Genomic DNA, 22,220 nt, shown 5'->3' with positions numbered 1-22,220 from the left:
TCGCCCGCCGCCCCGCAGAGTGGGGCGGCGGGCGACGTCGTCGGCGTACGGGCTACCCGGCCGGCTCCGCGCCGCGCAGGGTGCGCTGCATGAGGATCGTGTCGAGCCACCGCCCGTGCTTGAACCCCACCTCCGTCAGCCGGCCCACCTGCGTGAACCCGTAGCGCCTGTGCAGAGCGGGCGAGGTGTCGTCGCCGGTGTCCGCGATCACCGCCATGATCTGCCGCACGCCCGTCTTCGTGCACCGGTCGACCAGTTCCGCCAGCAGCGTGCCCCCGATGCCCCGTCCCGTGCGGCCGGGCGCGAGATAGATGGAGTTCTCGACCGTGTGCCGGTAGGCCGGCTTGGGGCGCCAGGGGGCGGCGTAGGCGTAACCGGCGAGGCTTCCGGCCGCCTCGGCGACGAGGAACGGCAGGCCGCGGTCCCCCAGGTCGCGCAGCCGCTCCTGCCAGTACGCGGGCGGCGGCGGGGTCTCCTCGAAGGTGATCACGGTGTCGGTGACGTAGTACGCGTAGATCTCGGCGATCGCCGCCATGTCCTGGGGAGAAGCTGGGCGGATGACGGCCGCCGACGGGGAGGTTGACACGTGCCTATTGTGCGCCGGGCACGGAAGGCGGGCCGGAGGTGTCCGCGATACGGGCCGTGATGCGGTCGACGTCGGTGCGTTCCGCGGGCGGCAGGGGCCGGATCCGGGCGGCCTCGGCGAGGAGGCGGGCCGCGGCCTCGGCGTCGCCCGCCAGCGACGCGGCGCCGGCCAGCCCCTCGGTCGCCAGCGCCACGGCCCGCGGGTCGGACGCGGCGCGGGCCAGCGCCAGGCTCTCGGTGTGCCGGGCGCGGGCCCGGCCGGCGTCGCCGCGCTGCTCGGCGACGAAACCGAGTTCGGCGAGGACGTAGGCGAGGCCGGAGCGGTAGCCGTCGTCGCGGTGGGCCTGTTCCGCGGCGTGCAGATGCTCCTCGGCGGCGTCGAGCCGGCCCTGTCTGCGGGCGGAGGTCCCGAGGCCGACGCGGGCGTGGACGACGCCGTGGTGGAAACCGCGCTCGCGGGCGACGTGCAGAGCGCGCTCATAGTGGGCGTCGGCGCGGGCGTACGCCCGGGCGAGCGCGGCGAGCCGGCCGAGCTGGGAGAACCCCTCGACCACGACGGGCCACAACTCCAGCGCCTCGGCGGCGGCCAGCCCCTCCCGGTGCAGCCGCCCGGCGCGCTCGTAGTCGCCGTCGACCTCGGCGAGGACGCCGAGCAGCCGCAGTGCGTGCGCCTGTCCCCACCGGTCGCCGGCCTCCCGGAAGAGCGCCAGCGCCTCCTCGCCCTCGCGGTGCGCGCGGCCGGGGTCGCCGAGCCGCAGCGACTCCCAGCCGAGTACACCGAGCGCGGCGGCGGTCCCCCACCGGTCGGAGTCGCGCCGGAAGTCGGCGAGCGCGCGGTCGACGTCCCGCACGGCGGCGGGCAGATCCCCGCCGTCGGCACGGGCGAAGCCGAGCAGCCACCGCTGCCGCGCCGTACGGACCGGGGGCCGCACACCGGGAGGCCGGCCACCGGGCATCCGCTCCCAGGCTTCCAGCGCAGCCCGCCACACCAGCGCCCACGAACGGTCGGAGCCCGAAGCGCCGGACCCCGGCCCACCGGGCGGCGCCACGGAACCGTCCCCGCCGGCCCCGGTGCGCGCGTCCGCCGGGCCGTCCAAATCCGCCGTGGCTCCCGGTTCCGGAGCGCTCGGGTCCACCGGCGGCTCCGCCGCCGCCAGCGCGTCGCCGAACGCCCGGTGGGCCTCCCGGTAACCGCCCCGCAGGAACCAGTACCAGCCCAGCGCCCCGCACAGCCGCAGCGCCGCCCCGCCCTCGCCGCGTTCCACGCAACCCGCCAGCGCCGCCCGCAGGTTCGGTGTCTCCGTGTCCAGGCGGCGCAGCCACTCCCGCTGTTCCGGGCCGCGGAGCCGGTCGTCCGCCCGCTCCGCGAAGTCCGTGAAGTGACGGGCGTGGCGGCTCGCGTACGCCGTCGACTCCGCCGCCTCCGCCAGCCGCTCCCGGGCGTACGCCGCCACGCTCTCCAGCAACCGGAACCGGCCCGCCGCCGTCCCGTCCACGGTGATCAGCGAGCGGTCCGCCAGCGCCGCCACCGTCCCCGCCACGTCCTCGCGCGCGACCTCCGGCCCCGCGGCGACCGCCTCCGCCGTCGCCAGGTCGAACCCGCCCGCGCACACCGACAGCCGCCGCAGCACCGCCCGTTCGCCGGCGTCCAGCGGCTCCCAGCTCCAGTCGAACGCCGCCCGCAGCGTGCGCGCGCCCGCGCCGAGGAGGCGGAACCGGTCGTCGAGCCGGGCGGCGACCTCGCGCAGGCCGAGCGTGCGCACCCGCGCCGCCGCCAGTTCGATCGCCAGCGGCAGCCCGTCGAGGCGGCGGCAGACGGCCGCGATCTCCGCGTCGTCCGCGGCGAACCCGGGGACGGCGTCCGCGACCCGCTCGCGGAAGAGCCGTACCGCCGCCTGTGCCGGCAACGGCGCGACCGGCCACTGCCGTTCGCCGGGCACGGCCAGCGGCTCGCGCCCGGTGGCCAGGACCCGCAGCCCGGGGGCGGCGCCCAGCAGCGCCACGACCAGCCGGGCCGCGGGCACGGCCAGGTGCTCGACGGTGTCGAGGACGAGGAGCAGGCGCCGGGTGCCGAGCGCGCGGCCCAGGTCGCCCCGGACGCCGAGGGCCGCCGCGATCCGCTCCGCCAGGACGGCGCGGTCCCGCCGGGCCCCGGCGGCGCCGACACCGGCCAGCTCCACCACCCGCGCCCCGCCTTCGGCGCTCGCCGCGACCTCCAGCGCCAGCCGCGTCTTGCCGACCCCGGCGGGGCCGGTGAGCGTGACGAGCCGGTGCGCGCCGAGCAGCGCCAGGACCTCGGCGACGGCGTCGTCCCGCCCGACGAGGGCGGCGAGCCCGGCATACGGCGCGGGGCCGGCGGCCGAGGCGAGTCCGGCGGACTCCGGGCCGAGCGCAGAGCCGGGCCCGGCGGGTGCCGCCGGGCCCGTGCGGGCTCCGGATGCGGCCGGCCACGCGGATTCCGTACCCGAGGCGCCCCCCGCCGGCGACGCCCCTCCCGTACGCGGTCCGGGCCCGGCCGGTGCCCCCGGCGACCCGCCGCCGTCCCCCTCCAGCGCCGGATCCTGCCGCAGCACCGCCTCGTGGACCGCCGTCAGCTCCCGCCCCGGGTCCACCCCCAGCTCCTCCGCCAGCCGGTCCCTGATCTCCCGGTACGCCGCCAGCGCCTCCGCCTGCCGGCCGTCGAGGTACAGCCCGCGGATCCGTACCGCGTGCAGCCGCTCGCGCAGCGGATGCGCCGCCAGCATCGCCGACAACTCGTCCGCCAGCGCGCCGTGTCCGCCCCGCCCGACGCGCTCCTCCGCCAGCCCCTCGAACGCCGTTACCCGCCGCTCCTCCAGCCGCTGTGCCGCCGCCCGCGCGAACGCCGCGTCCACCCGGTCCGGCTCCGCCCGCAGCCGGTAGCCGTGCGGGGCCCGTTCCACCAGGGCCCGGCCGCCCGGCTCGGCCCGTTCCAGCGCCCGGCGCAACTGGGCGACCTTCGACTGCAGCGCGCCCGTGGCCCCCGCGGGCGGGGCGCCCTCCCACAGGTCCTCGATCAGCGTCTGCGCCGGCACCGCCCGCCCGTGGTGCACCAGCAGGTCCGCCAGCAGCGCGCGCACCTTGGCGCCCGGCACGGCGACGTCCTGCCCCGTGTCGGTCCAGACGGCGAGCGGTCCCAGCACACCGAAGCGCATCCGGCGATCGTAAGCCGACCGTCAGTGGACCGTCAGCGCGGCTCCGTAGCGTCGGTGCCGTACCGGGGTACGCACACCGCGCCCCGCGGATACCGAGGAGCGACACCATGTCCGAGTCCATCGTGGTCTTCCCGCAGCCGGACGCCGACCCCAAGGGCACCCGGACGGTCTTCGAGTCCGGCGGGCGGCGGCTGACGCTGCTCGCCGTGCCGGACGAGGCGGAGGCGGCGCCCCTCATCGCCGATCTGGTGACGGAGGGGGCCGGGCTGGTCGAGCTGTGCGGCGGGTTCGGTCCCGTGGGGGCGGCGAAGGTGATCGCCGAGGTCGGGGACCGGGTGCCGGTCGGGGCGATCGGCTACGGCAGCGAGTCGCTGGCCGCCGTCTCCCGCTTCCATCTGACGTTCCTGGCGGGCCAGGACCAGTCGGAGCTGTTCCTGATGCTGCTGCCGGGCGCGGATCCGCGGCGGGACCGGCTGGTCGTCGAGCGCGAGGGCGGGTTCGGCTTCCGCGCGATCGCGGTGCCGGACCTCGCCGCGGCGGAGCGGGAGGCGCGGGAGGTACGGGGCTCGAACGTGGGCCTGATCGAGATCTTCGGCGGCTTCGGCGCCGACGCGGCGGCCCGTGTCCACGCGGTCTCCGGCGGCATCCCGGTCGGCTCGGTGACGTACGGCATCGAGTCGATGGACGCCGCGGCCGCCTTCCGCGCCGCCTGACCCCCTGGGGTCCCGGCCCCGGGGGGCGGGATCCCGGGCTACGCGCCGTCCTGTGCCGTGCCCGGCAGTCCCAGCAGGTCTTCGGTGCTGCCGGCCTCGGCCGGCAGCGCGTCGAGGGCAGCGACGATCGTCCGCTCCTCGAAGCGGAAGTGCGATTCCACGATCGCGCTCAGCCCCTCCAGCTCGCCCCGCACCCGCGCCGCGTCCCGCTCGTCCGGGTCCTCGGGCACGTGGTCGAGGACCCGCTCCAGGCTCTGCAGGAGGCCGCTCATCATGGCGTGGTCCTCCTTCATCTTGGCGATCAGCGGCCGCAGGTCGGGGTGGCGCGCGGCGAGCGCGGGGAAGGCGCCGCGGTCCTCGCCGGTGTGGTGGGAGGTCAGCGCGGTGCAGAAGGCGAGGCAGTGGGCTTTGAGGTCGCGCGGCCGGGGGCCGCCGGCCAGATAGTCGTCGGTCTCCGTACGGAGCCGCGCCAGCTCGGCGCGGAGCCCGCGGTGGATGGCGAGGAGTTCGTCGCCGAAGGCGACGAGCCGCGCACGGGATTCGGGGGACATGGCGCCATCCGATCACGGCGGCCGGGGTGCCGGGGCCCGGGGTCCCGGCACCCCGGCGGGCGGGCTTCCCGGGCCCGCCGGTACCAGCGACTGGCCAAGTGACCGTCAAGCATCGGCCAAATCCGTGGCACGACCCGAGCCGGGCGGCTCACCAGCCCATACGCTGCACGCACGGTCCTGTCCCTGCCACGGGCGGCGCGGCAGGGACAGGAACGGGACCGGCCGGGCACGGCCTGGTTCAGGGCGTGCGGCCGATGAACGCCAGCAGACGGGTCTGCACGTCGGCGCTGTCGGGGACCTCGACGCGCGGGCCGTAGTGGCCGCTGCCGCGCAGCACCTCGTCCATCGGCAGCATCCCCGCCAGCAGAGCGGCGCACTTGGCCGGATCCAACCGCTCGTCCTGGCCGGTGGCCCGGGCCAGATCCCAGGTGTGCATGAAGACGTCCGCGGTGTAGAAGCGGTCGATCGCCTGGGCCAGCGGGAGGTCGCCGGTCTCCGGGTGCGAGAGCGTCCTGCCGGCGGTGGCCGGGTCGTCCAGGAGGGCCTGCACGGCGTCGTTGTGGACCTGCCAGGCCGCCACCGGGTCGTCGTCCACCGACGGGCCCTTGGGCAGTTCGATGCCCGCGCCCGCCTTCAGGAAGCCCGGGAACCACTCGACGAGGTGCCGTACGACGTCCCGCGCGACCCACCCCTCGCACGGCGCCGGGTCGTCCCACCTGCCCGCCGGGACGCCGCCGACGCGCGCGGTGAAGTCGCCCGCGATCCGGCGGTGCTCCGCGGCGGCCTGCGTGCCGTCGAGCAGGGAGTCCAGCCGCTCGTACCCCTCGCGGATCCCGGTCTCGGCACCGCCGGCGATCATCCCGTCGCGGGATTCGAGGGAGTCCAGCAGTGACGTGGTGGTCAGCCGGGTGCGTCCGCCGAGGTCCTCGAAGACGGCCGTCTCCAGGCTGACGCTGTCGGGCATGCCCTCGTAGGTGAAGGTCTGGACGATGCGCTCGGTGGGGCGCACCTCGTGGAAGACGCCGTGGAAGGCGTACTCGTTGCCCTCCTCGTCGGCGTGGATGTAGCGGTACGAGCCGTCGGTGCGGGCGTCGTACCGCTCGATGGTCATGGTCAGTCCGCGCGGGCCGAGCCACTGGGCGATGAGGTCGGGGTCGGTGTGCGCGCGGAACACCCGCTCGGGCGGGGCCTCGAACTCCCGGGTGATGACGATGGTGGGCAGCGCCGGGTCGAGGACGATCCCGGTCTCGTTGCGGTGGCGGGTGGGCGTGGTGCTCATCTCAGTTCCTTAGTGGGGTACTTCCGGCTTCGGCCGGGGGAGGGAGAGGTGTTCCTGCGGGACACCGGGGGATGCCGTTATTCAGCAGGGGCGTTGTCAGTGCAAGCCGGTAAGTTGCGTGCATGTCCCGTTACCGTCTGTGCCCTACGTCTGACCAGGTGGAAATCCTGCGTCGGCATTGTGCGCATGCGCGTTTCGTATGGAATCTGGCGGTGGAGCAGCATTCGTGGTCCCCGGCGCGGCCCGGCGCCTGGTTACGTGGCCCAGGCCCGGCAGTTGACCGAGGCCCGCGCGGTGAACCCGTGGCTGGCCGCAGCGTCGCAAACCGTGCAGCAGCAGGCGCTGCGGGACTTCGCCCAGGCCATGGCGAACTTCTTCCGCGGCCCGCACCGGCGGCCTTCGTGGCGCAGGGCCGGGCGGCATGAGGGATTCCGTGTCGTCGCGGTGAAGCCGGGCGATGTGCGACGGCTGTCTCGCAGCAGCGGCGAGGTGAGGGTGCCGAAGGTCGGTTGGGTGCGGTTTCGCTGGTCTCGTGCCGTGCCCGAGGGTGTCAAGTCGTATCGCGTCACGTGTGAGAGGGCGGGCCGGTGGCATGTGGCCTTCGCCGCCGTCCCCGACCCGGTTCCTGCGCCTGGGAACGGCGCGGTGGTGGGCGTCGATCGCGGCGTGGCCGTCTCCGCGGCCCTGTCCACCGGAGAGAGACTGCACGCGCCGCGGCTGCGGGAGAGCGAGGCACGCCGCCTGGTGTTGTTGCAGCGGCGTCTGGCCCGGTGCAAGCGGGGTTCGAACCGGCGCTGGAAAGTGAGATCCGCGTTTGCCCGGCTGAAGGCACGTGACGCGGATCGCCGCCGGGACTGGGTGGAGAAGTCGACCACCTATCTTGCCGCCGGCTTCGACGTGATCGGTATTGAGGGCCTTGATGTGCGGAGCATGACCGCCTCGGCCAGGGGCACGGTCGCGACTCCAGGCTCGCGGGTGCGGCAGAAAGCCGGTGTGAACCGCGGCATCCTGCGGTCCGGGTGGGGTGCCTTGGCGGCCCGGCTGGAGGACAAGGCCTCGGGCCGGGTGGTCCGGGTCGATCCGGCGTACACGTCGCTGCGTTGTTCGGCCTGCGGAGTAGTGGACCGGGAGGCGCGCGAGAGCCAAGCGCGCTTCTCGTGCCGCGCCTGCGGGCACACGGGCAACGCCGACGTCAACGCCGCACGGAACATCAAGACGGCCGCCGGGCGGGCGGTTGCTGCACGGGAAGGGCCCTGCATCAGCGGGCCGGTGCACCGTGAACCTCAATCCGATCTCCTCCTCTCCACGTAGAGCTGGGGCTTCGGGTGGGAATCCCCCTCGTTCGCGCGAGGGGGAGGACGTCAAGATGCTTCTTCCTTCGTCGTCCGGGGGTTCGTCTCCGGCGGTCCTTCCTGGGCTTCCATCCGCTCCAGGACGGCGTCCAGGCGGCGGTAGCGCTCCTCCGCCGCGCGCCGGTAGCGCTCTATCCACTTCGTCATGAGGTCGAAGACCTCCGCCTCCAGGTGACAGGGCCGCCGCTGGGCGTCCCGGCTGCGGCTGACCAGGCCGGCGTCCTCCAGGACGCGGATGTGCTTGGAGACGGCCTGCACGCTGACGTCGTACGGCTCGGCCAGCTCGTTGACGGTGGCGTCGCCCGCGGTGAGGCGGGCGACGATGTCGCGCCGGGTCGGGTCCGCCAGGGCGGAGAACACCAGCGACAGCCGTTCGTCGGGCTCAGGCTCGGGCTCTGGGACCGAGGTCATCTCACGTCCTCAACTGTTCGGTTGAATACACGCTAGCCCGGACCCCGCGCTTGGTCAACCGTTCGGTTGAATAACCTGGTCGCTACCGCTGGGGGGCGCCGCAGCTCGCGCCGGAGCGGGCCGGGAGGAAGGGGAAGCGCAGCCGGTAGCGGTGGCGGGAGACCAGGCGGTAGACGGCCGCGGCGGGGCGGCGTACCGGCCGGGCGGCGAGGGCGCGGCCCAGGAGGCGGCCGGCGCGGTTGCCGCTGCGCAGGGTGCCGGCGATGGCCAGGGCGCCGCCCGGCGGCGGGGGCGCCGCCGGGGCCCCGGCGGGTGCCTGCCCCGCCTCCTCGACCAGCACCACCTCGCGCAGCAGCCGCTCCTCCGGCACCCCGTACACCGCCGGGTCCACCGACTGCCACGGCACGATCCGCACCCGAGGCGCGAACCGCCGGCGCCCGAAGTCGGCCCACCCGGTGCAGAAGCCGCAGTCACCGTCGTACAGCAGCAGCATCCCGCTCCTCCTCCGTCTCGGAGCGTGTTCCGCTCGTCCCCTCCAGCATGTGGTGGTGCGCCGGGCCGGGCAAAGCCGGGGGCGGCTCCGGCGGCAGCGCGAGCCCCGCGCGGGCGAACAGCACGCGATACTCGGCGAGGGTCCGCTCCCGCCCCGCCGTCAGCACCATCATCTCCACGTCGCTCAGCGCCACCGCCACCTCCGCGTCCGCCTGCGTACGGGCGCCGCTCCCCGCCTCCGGCAGGACCAGCGCGGGCACCAGCACCCGCCCGCCGGGCCGCAGCGCTCCCCGGCAGGCGCGCAGCACGCGCACGCAGTCGTCGTCGCCGAAGTTGTGCAGGATGTTCTTCAGCAGGCAGGCGTCGGCCGGGCCGCCGTCGCCCGTCCGCACCGCGGTGAAGAAGTCGCCCTCCACCAGCGCGCACCGGTCCGCCACCCCCGCCGCCCGCAGCACGCGCGGCGCGGCGGCGAGGGCCGCGGGCCGCTCCAGCAGCGTGCCGCGCAGGTGCGGGTACGCGCGCAGCAGCGCGGCGAGCAGCGTGCCGTCGCCGCCGCCGACGTCCACGAGGTGCCGGATGCCGCCGAAGTCGAAGCCCGCGAGCACCGGTTCTGTCACCGCTGCCGTCACCGTGCCCATCGCCTCGGTGAAGCGCGCCGCCAGCGGCCCGTCCGTCTCCAGCGCCGTGAAGAGGCCGACGCCGTGGGCGTGCCGGAAGGCGGAGCCGCCGTCGCGTACGGCGTCCTCCAGCGCGCCGTACGCCTGCCACACCGCCGGGTCGCCGTACAGCTCCGCCAGCCGGCGCAGCCGCGGGTCGTCGCGGAACAGCTCGCCGAGCAGCGTCAGTTCGTAGCGTCCGCCGGGCCGTACGGTCAGCAGGCCCAGCGCCGTCGCGGCGCGCAGCAGGCGGCGCAGGGACGGCTCGTGGGTGCCGGTGGCGTGGGCGAGGCGGTCGGCGGGCAGGGCGGTGCCGGCGAGCGCGTCGGGGATGCCGAGGCGGACGAAGGCGCCGGTGATCCGGGAGAGCGCGAAGCCGTAGACCAGGGTGCCGGTCGCGGCCAGTACGGCGGCCTCCTCGGCCTCCTCGGTCTCCTCGGCCGTCCGTCCGCCGGCCCCGCGCCCGGCCCCCGGCCCGCCCGTGCCGGCGGACCCCTGCCGCCCGGTCCCGTGCAGGGCCCCCCGGCCGCCCCGTGGTTCCGCGCCGCCGCCTTCCCCCGCGGGCCGCGTCCCCTCCTGCTCGTGCGTCGGCTCCCGGCCTCCGTCGTGCGTCGGCTCGCTCATGCCCCGGCCCTTCCGCTCGGCGTCCTCATGCCCGGAACGTAGGACCGCCGCCCGCGCCCGCGCATCCGCAGTTCGCCGGAGGGACCGCGGCACACGAGCGGGCTACGGGGGATTGACAAACCCGGACCGGGGCGGCCTGCCCACGCCCGTACCCGAACCGGCGCCCGGCGTCAATCCTCGGAACACCTCCGTACCGGCCGCCAAGACGGTGCATTGACCGGATGCCGGGCCCCGCCGGCGCGCCTAGCTTCGGAGTCTCCCGACGAAAGGAAGAGGTCATGACCACGACCCTTCAGCCCCCCACGACGGAGGACTCGCGCATCGCCGTCTGGGCGCAGAAGAACGCGGCGGAGCACGACGAGCACTTCGTCGCCCCCACCGACCGCGTCGTCCCGGTGCTCTTCACCCCGCTGATCGCGCTGACGGTCGCCGGGGCGGTCGGGTGCGCGCTCGGCCCGGTCACCAGCTTCGTCACGGCCTTCGGCTACCACGACGGCACCTCGCCCGACGCCCCCGACGGCGCCGCGCTCAGGGGACGTTCGGTCGACCAGCTGACCGGCGGCCACCCGGGCATGGTCTGACGGCCGGCCCGCACCTCAGCCGCCGTACGGCCTGACGTCCCGGTACCGCCCGCACCTCGGTGCCACCCGGCGTCCGGCCGGCCGCGGCGCTCCCGGGCGGACGGCACCCCGCCGCCGCCCGGGAGCGCACCGCCGTACCGCCAGAAGGGAGACCCCACCCGTGACATCCCCCAGTGCTCCACCCCCCTCAGTCGCCGCCGCCCGCCTGTCGGCGGGCCGGCTCGCCGACCGGCTCTACGGCGGCCGGGACGACATCGACACCGTGTTCCGCAAGCTGGAGCTGATGACCTCCGTCGGCGCCACCATCGGCGCCGTCGAACAGCTCGCCACCGCCGAAACGCTCGCCGACGACGGCCTGTTCGCCTGGCCCGTGATGCGGCTGCGCGCCCCCCTGTGGTGGCGCCGCGTCGGCGAGGAGCGGCTGGAGAAGGTCTTCGGCTACCCCGGCGTCGTCGGCGTGGTGCAGACCCGCGCCCTGACCGGCCTCGGCCTGCTGCTGCCCGGCGCCACCCGCGCGCAGCGCGGGGTGCTCGCCGCGACCATGTGCGGCACCGCGCACGGCCTGCACACCCGCATGGGCGGCTTCGGCCTCGACGGCTCCGACCACCTGACGTTCGTCAACTACGCGGTGTCCGCCGCGGAGAAGGCGTTCGGGCACGATCCGCGGGCCCGCGAGATGCTGGTGCGCTTCCTCGCCGCGCAGGTCTGCATGGCGTACTTCACCTCGGGCGCGGCCAAGCTCATCTCCCCGGTCTGGCGCGACGGCACGGCGATCCCGGAGATCTTCCGTACGCACACCTTCGGCGACCCGCTCTTCCACCGCGCCGTACGCGACCGGCCGTGGCTGGCGAAGTCGGTCGCGTGGGCGACGATCCTCGGCGAGATGGCGTTCCCGCTGGTGCTGGTCGCGCCGAAGCCCGTGGCGCGCGGGATCCTGGCCGCGGGTACGGCGTTCCACCTCGGCAACGCGCGTTTCATGGGGCTCAACCGCTTCGTGTGGTCCTACTGCTCCACCTACCCGGCGCTCGCGCACGTCTCCCGCTCCCTCGGCCCCCGCGCCCGCGCCGCCGCCCCGGCCGCCTCCCCGACGTCGTACGCCGCCACCGCGGGACGGCTGCTCCGCGCCGCCGCCGGCCCCCGCGGCGCCGCCGCCGTCACCGCCGGCGCCGGTCTCGCGCTGCTGGCCGGCGCCGCCGTCCGGCAGGCGGGCCGCGCCCGTGACGCCCGGCTGCGCAGCGACGCACCCGGCGAACTCCTCACCGTCGGCGGCCGGACCGTCCACGTCCTGCCCCGCAACTCCGCCGCGGAAGGACCCTCCGTCGTCTTCGAGAACGGCCTCGCCGCCCCCGCCACCCAGTGGGGCTGGGTGCAGCGCGGCCTGGATCCGCGGACGCCCAGTGCCGCGTACGACCGGCCGGGAATCGGCTGGAGCGACGCCGCCGACCGCCCGCAGGGCCCGGACGAGGCCGCCGACGTCCTCGCGGAGACCCTGCACACCCTGGGGCTGGGGCCCCCGTTCGTCCTCGTCGGCCACTCCGTCGGCGGCCTGTTGATCCGCACCTTCGCCCGCCGCCACCCCGAACTCACCGGCGGCCTGGTGTTCGTGGACGCCACCCACCCCGAGCAGTTCGTCCGCTCCCCGCGGCAGCGCGAGGCGCTGCCCTGGATCCGGCAGCGCATGACGACGACCGGGCTGCAGGCCGCGTTCGGGCTGCTGCGCCACTCCGGCCGTCCGCAGCAGATGAGGGGGCTGCCGGAGCCGCTGGGCGAGGCCACGGAGCGGATCGTGCGCCGGCCGCGGCTGTGGCGTACGGCGCGCGAGGAGCTGGCCGAGTCGCAGCGCACCTGGTGCCCCGACGCACGGCAGCCGCTGCCCGCGACGGACACGCCGGTGGCGGTGGTGACCGCGGGGGAGACGGTGCGCAGCGACCCGCTGCACGCCGAGTTCCAGCGGGAGCTGGCGCTGCTGTCCACGGTGTCGCGGCACGACGTCGTGGAGGAGGCGGGGCACGAGTCGCTGGTGCTGGACGAGGCGCACGCGGCGCATGTCGTACGGGCCGTGGAGTGGGCCCGTACGCGCGCGGCGAAGGGCGCCGCCCGGGTCGTACCCCTGAAGGCCGGGAAGGCAGAGCCGGCCCCCGACAGCGCCTGAGGAGACCGCACATGACCACCACCGCCACCGCACTCCCGCGGTCCGCCGCCCGCTACGGGCTCTACGGCGTCCTCGCCTCCTGGCTGGGGCTCACCGCGGCCAAGCAGTTCCGCAAGACCCCGAGGTTCCTCACCCGCATCGACCCCATCAACACGGCGATCCCCGTCACCACGTTCTTCGCCCCCAACCCCGGCCGCTCCGACATCCACGTCCTGGGGCGCGAGCGGCTGTCGGACGGCGGCACCACGGAGTGGTCCGAGTACCCGATGCTGGAGCGGCGCACGATCCGGCACATGCTCTGGCACCCCGGGCGGCGGGTGGAGAAGCTGCTGCCCGACACCGTCTCGGAGCTGACCCAGCTCGCGCTGGACGAGAAGCGCATCGAGGTCCTGCAGTTGACCATCCCCTATCTGGCGCTGCTCACCTTCGTCACGCACCACTGCCCGCATCCGCCGGGCTCCCGGCAGGTGCAGTTCCTCGTGGTGTCCTCCGGCGGCTTCGACGAGGAGGAGGAGCCGCGCACGCTCTTCGCGTCCGACTTCCACGAGCTGCCGCCGCACCGCCGCACCTGACGGCCGCGGGCGGCCCGCGTACGCGACCGCCTCGCACCCGGCGTACCGCGCCCTCCCTCAGGCGCGGTGCGCCGGGTGCGCGATCAGCGACTGCTGCAGCGCGGCGATCACCGCCTGCGTACGGTTCCCGGCGCCGAGCTTGCGCAGGATGTGCCCCACATGCGTGGACACCGTCGCGGGGCTGATGCACAGCGAGCGGGCGATGGCCCCGTTGGACATGCCCGCGGACATCAGGCTCAGCACCCGCTGCTCCCGCTCGGTCAGCACGTCCACGCCGACGGTCAGCGGCCCGCTGAGCACGTCGCTCAGCCGCCGCGACACCCGGCGCAGCAGCCGCGGTGAGACGAACAGGTCCCGGGAGGCCGCCGCGTACAGGCCGGCGGTGGTGTCGAACACCGAGTCGTCCGGCAGCATCACGGCCGACGCGCCCAGCGCCAGCGCCTGTGCCACCTGGCTCTCCTCACCCCCGCACACCACGGCCAGCGGCCGGGGGCGGCCCACGCCCCCGGCACCTGCCCCGGCCCCGCCGTCCTCGGCCTCGTACCCGGCGGTCCCCCGCGGCGGCAGCAGCCGCCGGAACTCCCGTACGGACTCCCCGGTGGCCGCGGCCGGGCGCGCCAGCCAGACGTCCACCCGGCCGGCCTCGGGGCGTGAGACGGCGTCCGCCACCACGGTGCTGCTCAGCACGATGTCGATGTGGAATCTGTCGAGTGCGAGCCCGAGCACGTGCGACAGATGCCGGCGGTCAGGCGTCACGATTCCGATGGAAAGCACGCGAACTCACCTCACTGATACGGAAAGGGTCGCGCAGTCAACCCGACTGGTCATTGCGCAAGCTACCGCCGTACCGGTGGGTGACCGGCGCGTGGGACCCGGCGGATCGTGCCCGGTTCGGCCCGTTTGGCTGGCCGCCGCCCGGGCCCTGAACGGGCGCGACGGCACCGCCCGCCCGGCCCGCGGGGCCCGCTTGTGGGGAAAACAGCCCTGTATCGTGGCCGACTTCCGCCCCACCCGTAGCGGAACCATCCTGTCCGGAGTCGCGTCCGAAGAAGCTGAGTTGATCACGACAAGGACGAGGACAAGAGCGACTGCATGGGCGCGAACACAACGAAGTGGGCGTTAGTGGCCACGGCGGGCGCGGTGCTGCTGGCCGCGGGCTGCGGGGATGACGGAGGCGAGGGCGGCGACGCCGGTGGCGGCGGAGCCGCGCTCGCGGAGCAGTGGCGGACGCCGGCCGTGGCGCACGAACCGAAGGACGTGTGGCTGCCCCCGCTGTGGGTCAGCGGTGACGTGGTCGTCGGCATCAGCACCGACGGGGTCACCGGCCACGACGCCAAGACCGGCAAGGCCGCCTGGGAACTGGCCCCGCCGGAGGGCGCGGGGCAGCCGTGCGCCGCCTCGCCGACCGTGAACGACAACGGTGTCGGCGCCGTGCTGTTCGGCCCGGCCGACGTGAAGCCCGGCGACGACTCCTGCGCGGTGCTGGCGGTGGTCGACACCGCGAGCGGCGAGCTGCTGTGGAGCGAGGACCTGACCGCCGGCGACAGCGCCTACCCGAGCGCCGACGTCATTCCCGTCAGCGTCGGCGAGGAGACGGTCACGGTCGAGCTGATCGAGGACGGTCTGCACCGCTTCTCGCTCGACGGCGAGGAACTGCCCACCCCCGAGGTGACGGTGGGCGAGCAGTGCGACGACTTCTACGTCGACTGGCGGCACAGCGCCGGGAACCTGGTCGCCGTGGTGGACTGCCCCGACCTGACCGGCGCCGAGAACCACATAGCCGCGTACGACGCCGGCAGCGGCGAAGAGCTGTGGACCGCCGCGGACTTCACCGACGAGGACCAGCCCGCCCGGGTCGAGATCCTCACCGACCAGCCGCTGACGGTCGCGACCCAGGAGCGGCTGCTGTCGTTCGGCGAGGGCGGCAAGGTGCTGACCGACCTGCCGCTGGAACGGCCCGACGGCTTTCTGCACCTCGACCCGGGGGACTTCACCATCCGGGACTCGGTGCTCGTCACCTCCTACGACGACGCCACCAACGACTTCGTCGGCATCGATCTGACCGCGGGCAAGGAGCTGTGGAAGAAGGAGTTCGACTTCGCTCCGCACCCCCTGGCCCCCGGGAGCGGGTCGGGCGGCGAACTGGTCGCGCTCCAGGACGGCATGAACGAGGAGGACAGCGCCATGGGCGAGTACCTGGCGCTGTGGGACGCGCGGAAGGGCGGCGAGCCCTCGACCGAGGGCATGCTGCCCGAGAAGGCGGGCTCCGCGCAGGCGGTGGCCACCAGCGACGACGGCGGCGCGCTGTACGTCCTGGCCGAACCCGAGGTCGGCGAGGAGGCGCTGCGGATCGAGGCGTACCGGCGGTAGCGCGCCGCGCGGGGGCGCCGCCACGGCAAGCCGGAGGGAACAGCGGCGCCCCCACGCCCGTCCGCCGGGCGGATCCGAACCCCGCCGTCCCCGGCGGGAAATGCGGCTGGCCCCCGGTACGGGCCGGGGGATGGCGCCCGGCGCCGAGGGGTGCCAGCCGGAGGGAACCGGCGGCGCCGCGGCCCTAGCGTTCCGGCATATGAGAACTCCCGCGTTGCGCCCCTCGCGCCGCTCCCTGCTCGCCCTCGGCTCCGCCGCTGCCGCCGCGCCCGTGCTGGGCGCCGCCCCGGCCCACGCCCGGCCGGGGCGGCGCCATGTCCCGGACGCCCCGGACGAGTTCGACGAGCTGGACATCGCCGAGCTGCGCCGCCGCATGGCCGACGGGCGGCTCGACGCCGTCCGGCTCACCCGCCACTACCTGGAGCGGATCGAGCGCATCGACCCCCTCCTCCGCTCGGTCATCGAGGTCAACCCCGACGCACTCCGCGAGGCGCGGAGGCTCGACCGGGAACGGCGGCCCCGCGGCCCGCTGCACGGCATGCCCGTGCTGCTCAAGGACATCCTGGAGACCGCCGACCGGATGCACACCACCGCCGGTTCGTACGCCCTGGAGGGGCTGCGGGTGCGGACGGACTCCGCCGTCGCGGCACGGCTGCGCGCCGCGGGTGCCGTGATCCTGGGCAAGACCAACCTCAGCGAGTGGGCCGGCGGCATGTCGCTGACCCACCACGCCGGCTGGAGCGCCCGCGGCGGGCAGACCGCCAACCCGTACAAGCTGGACCGCTCGCCCCACGAGTCCAGCTCCGGCACCGGCGCCGCCGTCGCCGCCAACCTGTGCGTCGCCGGCATCGGCACCGAGACGAACGGCTCGATCCTCGACCCGTCGTCGGCCAACTGCGTCGTCGGCGTCAAGCCGACGGTCGGGCTCGTCGGCCGCGGCGGGATGATCCCCGGGGTGCCGAGCCAGGACAGTGTCGGTCCGATGGCCCGTACCGTACGGGATGCCGCGGTCATGCTCGGCACCCTCGTCGGCGTCGACCCGCGCGACCCCGCGACCGAGGCGAGCCGCGGCCACTACCACTCCGACTACACCCGCTTCCTCGACCCCGACGGGCTTCGCGGCGCGCGGATCGGGGTGGCACGCGAGGTGTACTTCGGCTACAGCCACCACGCCGACGAGATCGCGGAGAAGGCGATCGCCGCGCTGCGCGCGGCCGGTGCCACGGTGGTCGACCCGGCCGACATCCCCACCGCCGGGCAACTCGAGGACCTGCCGGGTCAGGTCGTCGTCCAGGTCTACGAGTTCAAGCGCGAGATCAACGCCTATCTCGCCGGCTCCGCCGGCGACGTGCCGCGCGGCCTCGCCGAGCTGATCGAGTTCAACCGCGAGCACGCCGACCGCGAGCTGCGCTACGTCCGCCAGGACGGGCTGGAGACCGTGCACCGGCTGGAGTACGGCGAGGGGGAGTACCGGGAGGCGCTGGGCGTCAACCACCGGCTGTCGCGCACCGAGGGGATCGACGCGGTGCTGCGCCGGCACCGTCTCGACGCGCTCGTGATGCCCACCAGCGGCCCGCCGGCCAAGATCGACCTGATCCGCGGCGACACCTACGGCGGCGGCTCCTCGACCCCGGCGGCGCTCGCCGGCTATCCGGCGGTGAGCGTGCCGGCGGGGTTCGCGTTCGGGCTGCCGGTCGGGCTGACGTTCATGGGGACGGCGTGGAGCGAACCGACGCTGCTGCGGCTGGCGTACGCGTACGAGCGCGCGACCGCGGTGCGCAGGCCGCCGGAGTACCGGGCGCCGGACGTGGGCCTGTAAGCCCCCCGCCGCGCCCCGCGCGCCTCAGTGCGCGATGCCGTCGATCAGCTCCCGCGCACCCTGCCGCAGCAGCGCGAGGGCGACCGACGTGCCGAGGTCGGGCGGGGTGAGCCGGCCCGCGGACTCGCGGGCGTCCAGCACGGTCTTGCCGTCGGGGGTGAACACCCGGCCGCGCAGCCACAGTTCGTCGGGCGCGGCGGTGGCGAAGCCGGCGATGGGGCTGTTGCAGTGGCCCTGCAGCACGTGCAGGAACATCCGCTCGGCCATGGCCTCGCGGTACGTCTCCGGGTGGTTGAGGTCGCTGACGACGTCGATGGTCGCCGTGTCGTCCTCGCGGCACTGCAGCGCCAGGATCCCGGCGCCCAGCGGCGGGCACATGGTCTCCACCGGCAGCACCTCGGTGATGACGTCGGCGCGGTCGATGCGCTCCAGCCCTGCCACGGCGAGCAGCAGCGCGTCGACCTCCCCCGCGTACAGCTTCGCCAGCCGGCGATTGGCGTTGCCGCGGAACGGCACGCACTCCAGATGCGGGTACGAGGCGGAGAGTTGCGCGATCCGGCGCACGGAGGACGTGCCGATCCGGGTGCCCGCGGGCAGGTCGTCGAGCCCCAGCCCGCCGGGGTGGACCAGCGCGTCGCGGATGTCGTCGCGGCGCAGGAACGCGGCGAACGTGGTCCCGGCCGGCAGCGGCCGGTCCGCGGGCACGTCCTTGACGCAGTGCACCGCGAGGTCCGCCTCTCCGGAGACCAGCGCGGCGTCGACCTCTTTGGTGAACGCGCCCTTGCCGTCGACCTCGGACAGGTCGCCCAGCCACTTGTCGCCGGTGGTCTTCACCGGCACCACCGCTGTGCGGATGCCGGGGTGCAGGGCGGCCAGCTCGGTGCGGACGCGCTCGACCTGGGCGAGGGCCATGGGGGAGTCGCGCGAGACGATGCGGATGAGCTCGGGCACGGACATGCCGTACACGATAGACCGTCAGAAACGGGCCCTCCGGCCGGGCCCGGGCCCCGCGCTCGGGCGGGATTCGCACCCGCCTCGAACGCGTCCGCCGCCCGGAATCCCGCTGTGGGCTCCCGGGCGGCGGACGTGCTGGTGACGGCTTGATCAGCGTGTCGCCGGCGCTACCTGACGCCGGGGACGGTGAACGACGGCGGGCCCGCGGGGAGCGCCACCGTGTTCCGGCTCACATACGTGTCCAGGTACGGCGAGCGCTCGCCGCCCGTCGCCACGTCGTCGGCGGTGCCGTCCAGGGCCAGGTGCAGCGTGGCGTCGCCGACCGTGATCGTCTCGCCGGACGGGGTGTCCCGCCACGAGCCGGTCTGGATGGTGCCGATCTCCACGGCCAGGACGTGCCCGGACGCCAGCCGCCAGTCGGTCGACTTCAGGTCGACGGTGAACCGGCCGCGCTCCAGCAGCGAGACCTGTTCGTCGAACATCACGGCGGTGCCGTCGGGGGCGACGTCGTACAGCTTGACCATGACGTTGCCCGCGCCCTTCGCGTTCAGCGCGATCTGCGGCGTGCCGGTCACACGCACGTCCCGCTTCAGCGGCTCGGACCACGCGAAGAAGCTCGACGTGACCTCGCCCGCCCGCTGCTGCTTCGCGGCCTCGGCGGCCAGCCCGTCCGGGGCGGCCGGCTCCCGTGCGGGCGCGTTCTCCATGTCCCACTTTCCGGACGGCTGCGCGGGCCTGCCGGGCGCCGCGCGGCCGGAGGCGGTCAGGTCGGCGCGGGCGGAGGCGCCGCCGTCGTCGACGTACGACCCGCCCCCGAGGGAGATGCTCGCGCGCCGCTCGACGACCGGCCAGGTGCTCTGTGCGCGCCAGTCGCCGCTGTTGTCCTCCATGGCGTACTTCGGGTAGCGGACGGTCGGCTTCTCGCCCTTCAGATACTGGTCGAAGAAGGAGAGCGTCTCGTCGTACCAGCCCTCGCGCCCCATCGCCAGCCTGCCGTCGGGGACGCGGTCGCCGCCGCGGACGTGGTCCCACTGGCCGAGCCAACCGCGCTCGGGGCCGCGGTGGTTGTCCAGGTACTCCTCCATCTCCTCGGGCTTCGTGTTGGGCTCGATGAAGCCCTGCGTGACGAAGAGGGGAGTGTCGCTCCCCTTGGCCAGCCGCGCCAGGTCACGTGACTTCCAGTGCTTGCTGTCCTGGTCGGAGATCCGGTACCCGGCGGAGTTCTCCGTCAGGCACTCCGGATGGGTCTCCTCCCAGCGGGCGTTGGCCGCGTAGCGGGGGTCGTCGTCGGCCATCGGGGGGATGGTGGCGATGTCGTTGTACGCGTTGGCGGTGCCGGTGACATTGGGGCGGGGCACGCCGTTGGAGTAGATGTACTGGTACATGTCCCAGACCGGCTCCTGCGACACGACGGCCTTCAGGGCCCGCTGGTCCAGGTTGTTGCCGATCAGCCCGGTCACGCCGTCGTACGACTTGCCGTACATGCCGACTGCGCCGGTCGACCACGGCCGGCTTGCGGCCCAGTCGATCGCCGCTTCCACGTCGGCCTGTTCACCGGGCCCGGCCCAGTCGAGGCAGCCCGTGGAGCCGCCGAAGCCGCGCAGGTCGACCATCACGAAGGCGTAGCCCTCGGCGAAGATGTCGGCGCCCTCGGTGAAGTCCTGGAACCGCGAGGAGGGCCCGGTGTGCGACCAGCCCTCGTCGCCGGTCGCGCCGGCATGCGCGAAGTACGGCCCGACGGACAGGATGACGGGCACCTCCTCGCCCTTCTCCAGCCCTTCGGGCAGCAGCACGTCGGCGTGCAGTTCGGTACCGGAGTCGTCGGCGGAGGGGAAGTAGTGCTGGGTCCATTCCGCGCCCTCGGGCACGCGGTCGTTCTCGTCGTGCGTGACGGAATCGGTGGCGGTGGCGATACGGGCCTGGGGGCCGGCCGCGGTCGCCTCGGGCGCCGCGGTCGCGGGCCCGGCGAGTGCGCCGGTCGCCGCGAGGGTGGCGGCGAGTGCGGAGGCGGCCCAGGCGGCCGCGTGGCGTCTCTTCACATGCTCCTCCGGAATGACGGTACGGAGTTGTGGGGGGACGGCGGCTGGGCGCGCCCGGGAAAACCACACGTCGCGGGCGCGACCGGGACCGACGCGTGGAGCGTATGATCACATCGCGTACACGTCAACGAGCCCGCACGACCGGCCTGTTGGCCGGGGCCGTACGGGCTCCGTGCGGGGCGGCGCTACACCGCGACGCTCTCCACGCTCCGCCGCGCGGACGCCGGGGCGCGGCGGCGGTCGAGCAGCGGGCCGAGCGTCAGCAGCGTGAGGCCCGCGAGGGCCCAGCCGGCGAGGATCGCGAGCGGGCCGGCGGCGGCGTTGCCGTCGAAGTAGGCGACGGAGCGGATCAGGGAGCCGCCCGCGCCCGGCGGCAGCCACTGGCCGAGTACCCCCACCGGCTCCGGGAGCAGCTCGGGGGCCGAGGTGACGCCGGAGAACGGGTTGCCGAGGAGCATCACCAGCAGGCTGCCCAGCCCCATCCCGGCGCGGCCGAGCACCGCGGCGAGGCCCGCGACCGCCGCGGCCCCCGCGAGGACCGTGAGGCCCAGCGCCCCGGCCTCCGCCCACCAGTCGCCGGTCAGGGCGCCGAGCCAGCTGTCGGCGAGCGCGGCGGCGACGAGGCCGGTCGCCGCGGCCGCGACGGCCACCGCCAGCACCGCGCGACCGCCTCGCAGCCCCAGCACCGTGACCAGCGCGCCGATCACGATGCCGGCCAGCGCCAGCGGCAGGACGCTGGAGTTGAGGGCGGAGCCGCGGGGGTCGGCCGCGGGCAGCGGGACCACGTCCTCGGTGGGCACCGGCCGCCCCGCCTGCTCCCCGACGGCCTCGGTGAGCAACTGCGCCACGCTGGGCCCGGCGGCGGTGGCCACCAGCAGCTTTGGCCCGCCGGGGGTGGCGAGGACGGCGCCGTAGACCTCACGCTCCTCGACGGCGGTACGGGCCGCGGCCGCGTCGACGTACGCGTGCACCTCGAAGGCGTCGCCGCGCTCGGCGAGTTGCGCCCTGAGCGGCGCGGTGGCCTGGGCGGGGCCGGCGACGCCGAGGGGCAGGTCGCGCGGCGCGAGCCGGGCGTTGGGCCAGACGAACGCCCAGAGGGCGAGGGCGATGAGGGCCGGGACCAGGACGACGACCGCGAGCACGCTGCGGGTGGAGGACATCGGGAGCCTCGATCATAAAGAGAAGGATCGTTCGTTTTACGAGACTCACTCTGCGCGCGCCGATCGCGACTTGTCAAGAAGGAACGTTCGTTTTAGTGTGTCCACCATGGCTCGCGTATCCCAGGCCCACCTCGACGCCCGGCGCCGGCAGATCCTGGACGGTGCGCGGCGCTGCTTCACGCGCAACGGGTTCCACGCCACGTCCATGCAGGACGTCTTCCAGGAGACCGGGCTCTCCTCCGGTGCGGTCTACCGCTACTTCCGGGGCAAGAACGACCTGATCACGGCCGTCGCCGAGGAGGCGTTCGAGCGGATGCGGCTGGCCTTCGAGTCGGCCGGCCGCGAGGCCCCGCTGCGCCCCCTCGACGACGTCATCGACGAGGTGCTGAGCCACGTACTGGAAGAGCAGGCCCGCAAGTCGGGGGCGGACCGGCCCGGCGCGTTCGCCGAACTGATCGTGCAGGTCTGGAGCGAGACCCTGCGCGACGAGGGGCTGGCCGCGACCCTGAACGCCGGCTACGACCGGATGCGCGTCATGTGGGCCGGGGTCGTCCGCACCTACCAGGACGCGGGCCACCTGCGCGCGGACATCCCGACCGACCACGTCGTACGCGCGCTGATGGCGCTCGTCCAGGGGTTCATCGTGCAGCGGGCGGTGTTCAAGGACGTCGAGGTCGAACTCCGCAGCGGCCTGCGCGCCCTGCTGTCGCCGCACGCCTGAGCGCGCGGGCGGCCCC

The 22,220-nt window shown here is 74.8% G+C and carries 19 protein-coding genes; 8 read left to right on the top strand and 11 right to left on the bottom strand.

The genetic code is table 11. The features are described from left to right. Positions 1 to 52: 52 nt before the first annotated feature. Positions 53 to 586: an N-acetyltransferase family protein gene (locus ABGA99_RS15235; protein ID WP_347578405.1), complete on the bottom strand. Its 534-nt coding sequence runs from the start codon at positions 584 to 586 to the stop codon at positions 53 to 55. 4 nt (positions 587 to 590) lie between these two features. Then, on the bottom strand, positions 591 to 3,758 hold the full coding sequence (locus ABGA99_RS15230; protein ID WP_347582814.1) for a BTAD domain-containing putative transcriptional regulator: 3,168 nt from the start codon (positions 3,756 to 3,758) through the stop codon (positions 591 to 593). A 107-nt stretch (positions 3,759 to 3,865) separates the two neighbouring features. On the opposite strand from ABGA99_RS15230, the gene ABGA99_RS15225 reads away from it, so the two are divergent. Continuing rightward, entirely contained in the window at positions 3,866 to 4,471 is a 606-nt protein-coding gene (locus ABGA99_RS15225; protein WP_347578403.1) for a DUF6506 family protein, read from the top strand. Between the two features lie 38 nt (positions 4,472 to 4,509). On the opposite strand, the gene ABGA99_RS15220 is transcribed toward ABGA99_RS15225, so the two are convergent. Together ABGA99_RS15220 and ABGA99_RS15215 are read right to left on the bottom strand one after the other, a co-directional pair. Then, positions 4,510 to 5,022, bottom strand: a complete 513-nt coding sequence (locus tag ABGA99_RS15220) for a hemerythrin domain-containing protein (protein WP_347578402.1) — start codon at positions 5,020 to 5,022, stop codon at positions 4,510 to 4,512. A gap of 238 nt (positions 5,023 to 5,260) precedes the next feature. Beyond that, positions 5,261 to 6,301 carry a TIGR03086 family metal-binding protein gene (locus ABGA99_RS15215; protein ID WP_347578401.1) on the bottom strand — a complete coding sequence of 347 codons (1,041 nt, stop codon included), beginning with the start codon at positions 6,299 to 6,301 and terminating at the stop codon, positions 5,261 to 5,263. A 276-nt stretch (positions 6,302 to 6,577) separates the two neighbouring features. Between ABGA99_RS15215 and ABGA99_RS15210 the strand changes: the two genes are divergently transcribed. After that, the gene (locus ABGA99_RS15210; protein WP_347582813.1) at positions 6,578 to 7,612 is read left to right on the top strand and encodes a transposase; all 1,035 of its coding nucleotides are present in this window, start codon (positions 6,578 to 6,580) and stop codon (positions 7,610 to 7,612) included. A gap of 50 nt (positions 7,613 to 7,662) precedes the next feature. On the opposite strand, the gene ABGA99_RS15205 is transcribed toward ABGA99_RS15210, so the two are convergent. From ABGA99_RS15205 to ABGA99_RS15195, 3 genes are all read right to left on the bottom strand, one after another. Further along, positions 7,663 to 8,064, bottom strand: coding sequence for a metalloregulator ArsR/SmtB family transcription factor (locus tag ABGA99_RS15205; protein ID WP_347578400.1), 402 nt, complete (start codon positions 8,062 to 8,064; stop codon positions 7,663 to 7,665). Between the two features lie 82 nt (positions 8,065 to 8,146). Next, on the bottom strand, positions 8,147 to 8,557 hold the full coding sequence (locus ABGA99_RS15200; RefSeq protein ID WP_347578399.1) for a DCC1-like thiol-disulfide oxidoreductase family protein: 411 nt from the start codon (positions 8,555 to 8,557) through the stop codon (positions 8,147 to 8,149). Continuing rightward, positions 8,535 to 9,836 (bottom strand): methyltransferase, encoded by a 1,302-nt coding sequence (locus ABGA99_RS15195; protein ID WP_347578398.1) that lies wholly within the window; start codon positions 9,834 to 9,836, stop codon positions 8,535 to 8,537. The genes ABGA99_RS15200 and ABGA99_RS15195 overlap by 23 nt, the downstream gene beginning before the upstream one ends. A 278-nt stretch (positions 9,837 to 10,114) precedes the next feature. On the opposite strand from ABGA99_RS15195, the gene ABGA99_RS15190 reads away from it, so the two are divergent. From ABGA99_RS15190 to ABGA99_RS15180, 3 genes are all read left to right on the top strand, one after another. Further along, positions 10,115 to 10,417 (top strand): hypothetical protein, encoded by a 303-nt coding sequence (locus ABGA99_RS15190; protein ID WP_347582812.1) that lies wholly within the window; start codon positions 10,115 to 10,117, stop codon positions 10,415 to 10,417. A gap of 160 nt (positions 10,418 to 10,577) precedes the next feature. Continuing rightward, positions 10,578 to 12,569, top strand: coding sequence for an alpha/beta fold hydrolase (locus ABGA99_RS15185; protein WP_347582811.1), 1,992 nt, complete (start codon positions 10,578 to 10,580; stop codon positions 12,567 to 12,569). Positions 12,570 to 12,580: 11 nt separating this feature from the next. Further along, on the top strand, positions 12,581 to 13,141 hold the full coding sequence (locus tag ABGA99_RS15180) for a hypothetical protein (protein ID WP_347578395.1): 561 nt from the start codon (positions 12,581 to 12,583) through the stop codon (positions 13,139 to 13,141). Positions 13,142 to 13,198: 57 nt separating this feature from the next. On the opposite strand, the gene ABGA99_RS15175 is transcribed toward ABGA99_RS15180, so the two are convergent. Next, entirely contained in the window at positions 13,199 to 13,897 is a 699-nt protein-coding gene (locus ABGA99_RS15175) for a response regulator transcription factor (protein WP_347582810.1), read from the bottom strand. Between the two features lie 336 nt (positions 13,898 to 14,233). On the opposite strand from ABGA99_RS15175, the gene ABGA99_RS15170 reads away from it, so the two are divergent. Both ABGA99_RS15170 and ABGA99_RS15165 read left to right on the top strand, forming a co-directional pair. Further along, positions 14,234 to 15,511 (top strand): PQQ-binding-like beta-propeller repeat protein, encoded by a 1,278-nt coding sequence (locus tag ABGA99_RS15170; RefSeq protein ID WP_347582809.1) that lies wholly within the window; start codon positions 14,234 to 14,236, stop codon positions 15,509 to 15,511. Between the two features lie 199 nt (positions 15,512 to 15,710). Then, entirely contained in the window at positions 15,711 to 17,330 is a 1,620-nt protein-coding gene (locus ABGA99_RS15165) for an amidase (RefSeq protein ID WP_347582808.1), read from the top strand. A gap of 24 nt (positions 17,331 to 17,354) precedes the next feature. Here ABGA99_RS15165 and hemC read toward each other — a convergent pair whose 3' ends face one another. The 3 genes from hemC to ABGA99_RS15150 form a co-directional block, all read right to left on the bottom strand. After that, positions 17,355 to 18,287, bottom strand: coding sequence for a hydroxymethylbilane synthase (gene hemC / locus ABGA99_RS15160; protein WP_347582807.1), 933 nt, complete (start codon positions 18,285 to 18,287; stop codon positions 17,355 to 17,357). A 164-nt stretch (positions 18,288 to 18,451) separates the two neighbouring features. After that, positions 18,452 to 20,323 carry a CocE/NonD family hydrolase gene (locus ABGA99_RS15155; RefSeq protein WP_347582806.1) on the bottom strand — a complete coding sequence of 624 codons (1,872 nt, stop codon included), beginning with the start codon at positions 20,321 to 20,323 and terminating at the stop codon, positions 18,452 to 18,454. A 185-nt stretch (positions 20,324 to 20,508) separates the two neighbouring features. After that, on the bottom strand, positions 20,509 to 21,483 hold the full coding sequence (locus tag ABGA99_RS15150; RefSeq protein WP_347582805.1) for an ABC transporter permease: 975 nt from the start codon (positions 21,481 to 21,483) through the stop codon (positions 20,509 to 20,511). Positions 21,484 to 21,589: 106 nt separating this feature from the next. Here ABGA99_RS15150 and ABGA99_RS15145 point away from each other — a divergent pair, with 106 nt between their 5' ends. Beyond that, positions 21,590 to 22,204 (top strand): TetR/AcrR family transcriptional regulator, encoded by a 615-nt coding sequence (locus tag ABGA99_RS15145; protein ID WP_347578388.1) that lies wholly within the window; start codon positions 21,590 to 21,592, stop codon positions 22,202 to 22,204. Positions 22,205 to 22,220 lie beyond the last annotated feature (16 nt).

The sequence above is a fragment of the Streptomyces sp. B5E4 genome (assembly GCF_039871555.1).
GTDB lineage: Bacteria > Actinomycetota > Actinomycetes > Streptomycetales > Streptomycetaceae > Streptomyces.
This window is presented reverse-complemented; position numbering and strand designations above follow the sequence as displayed.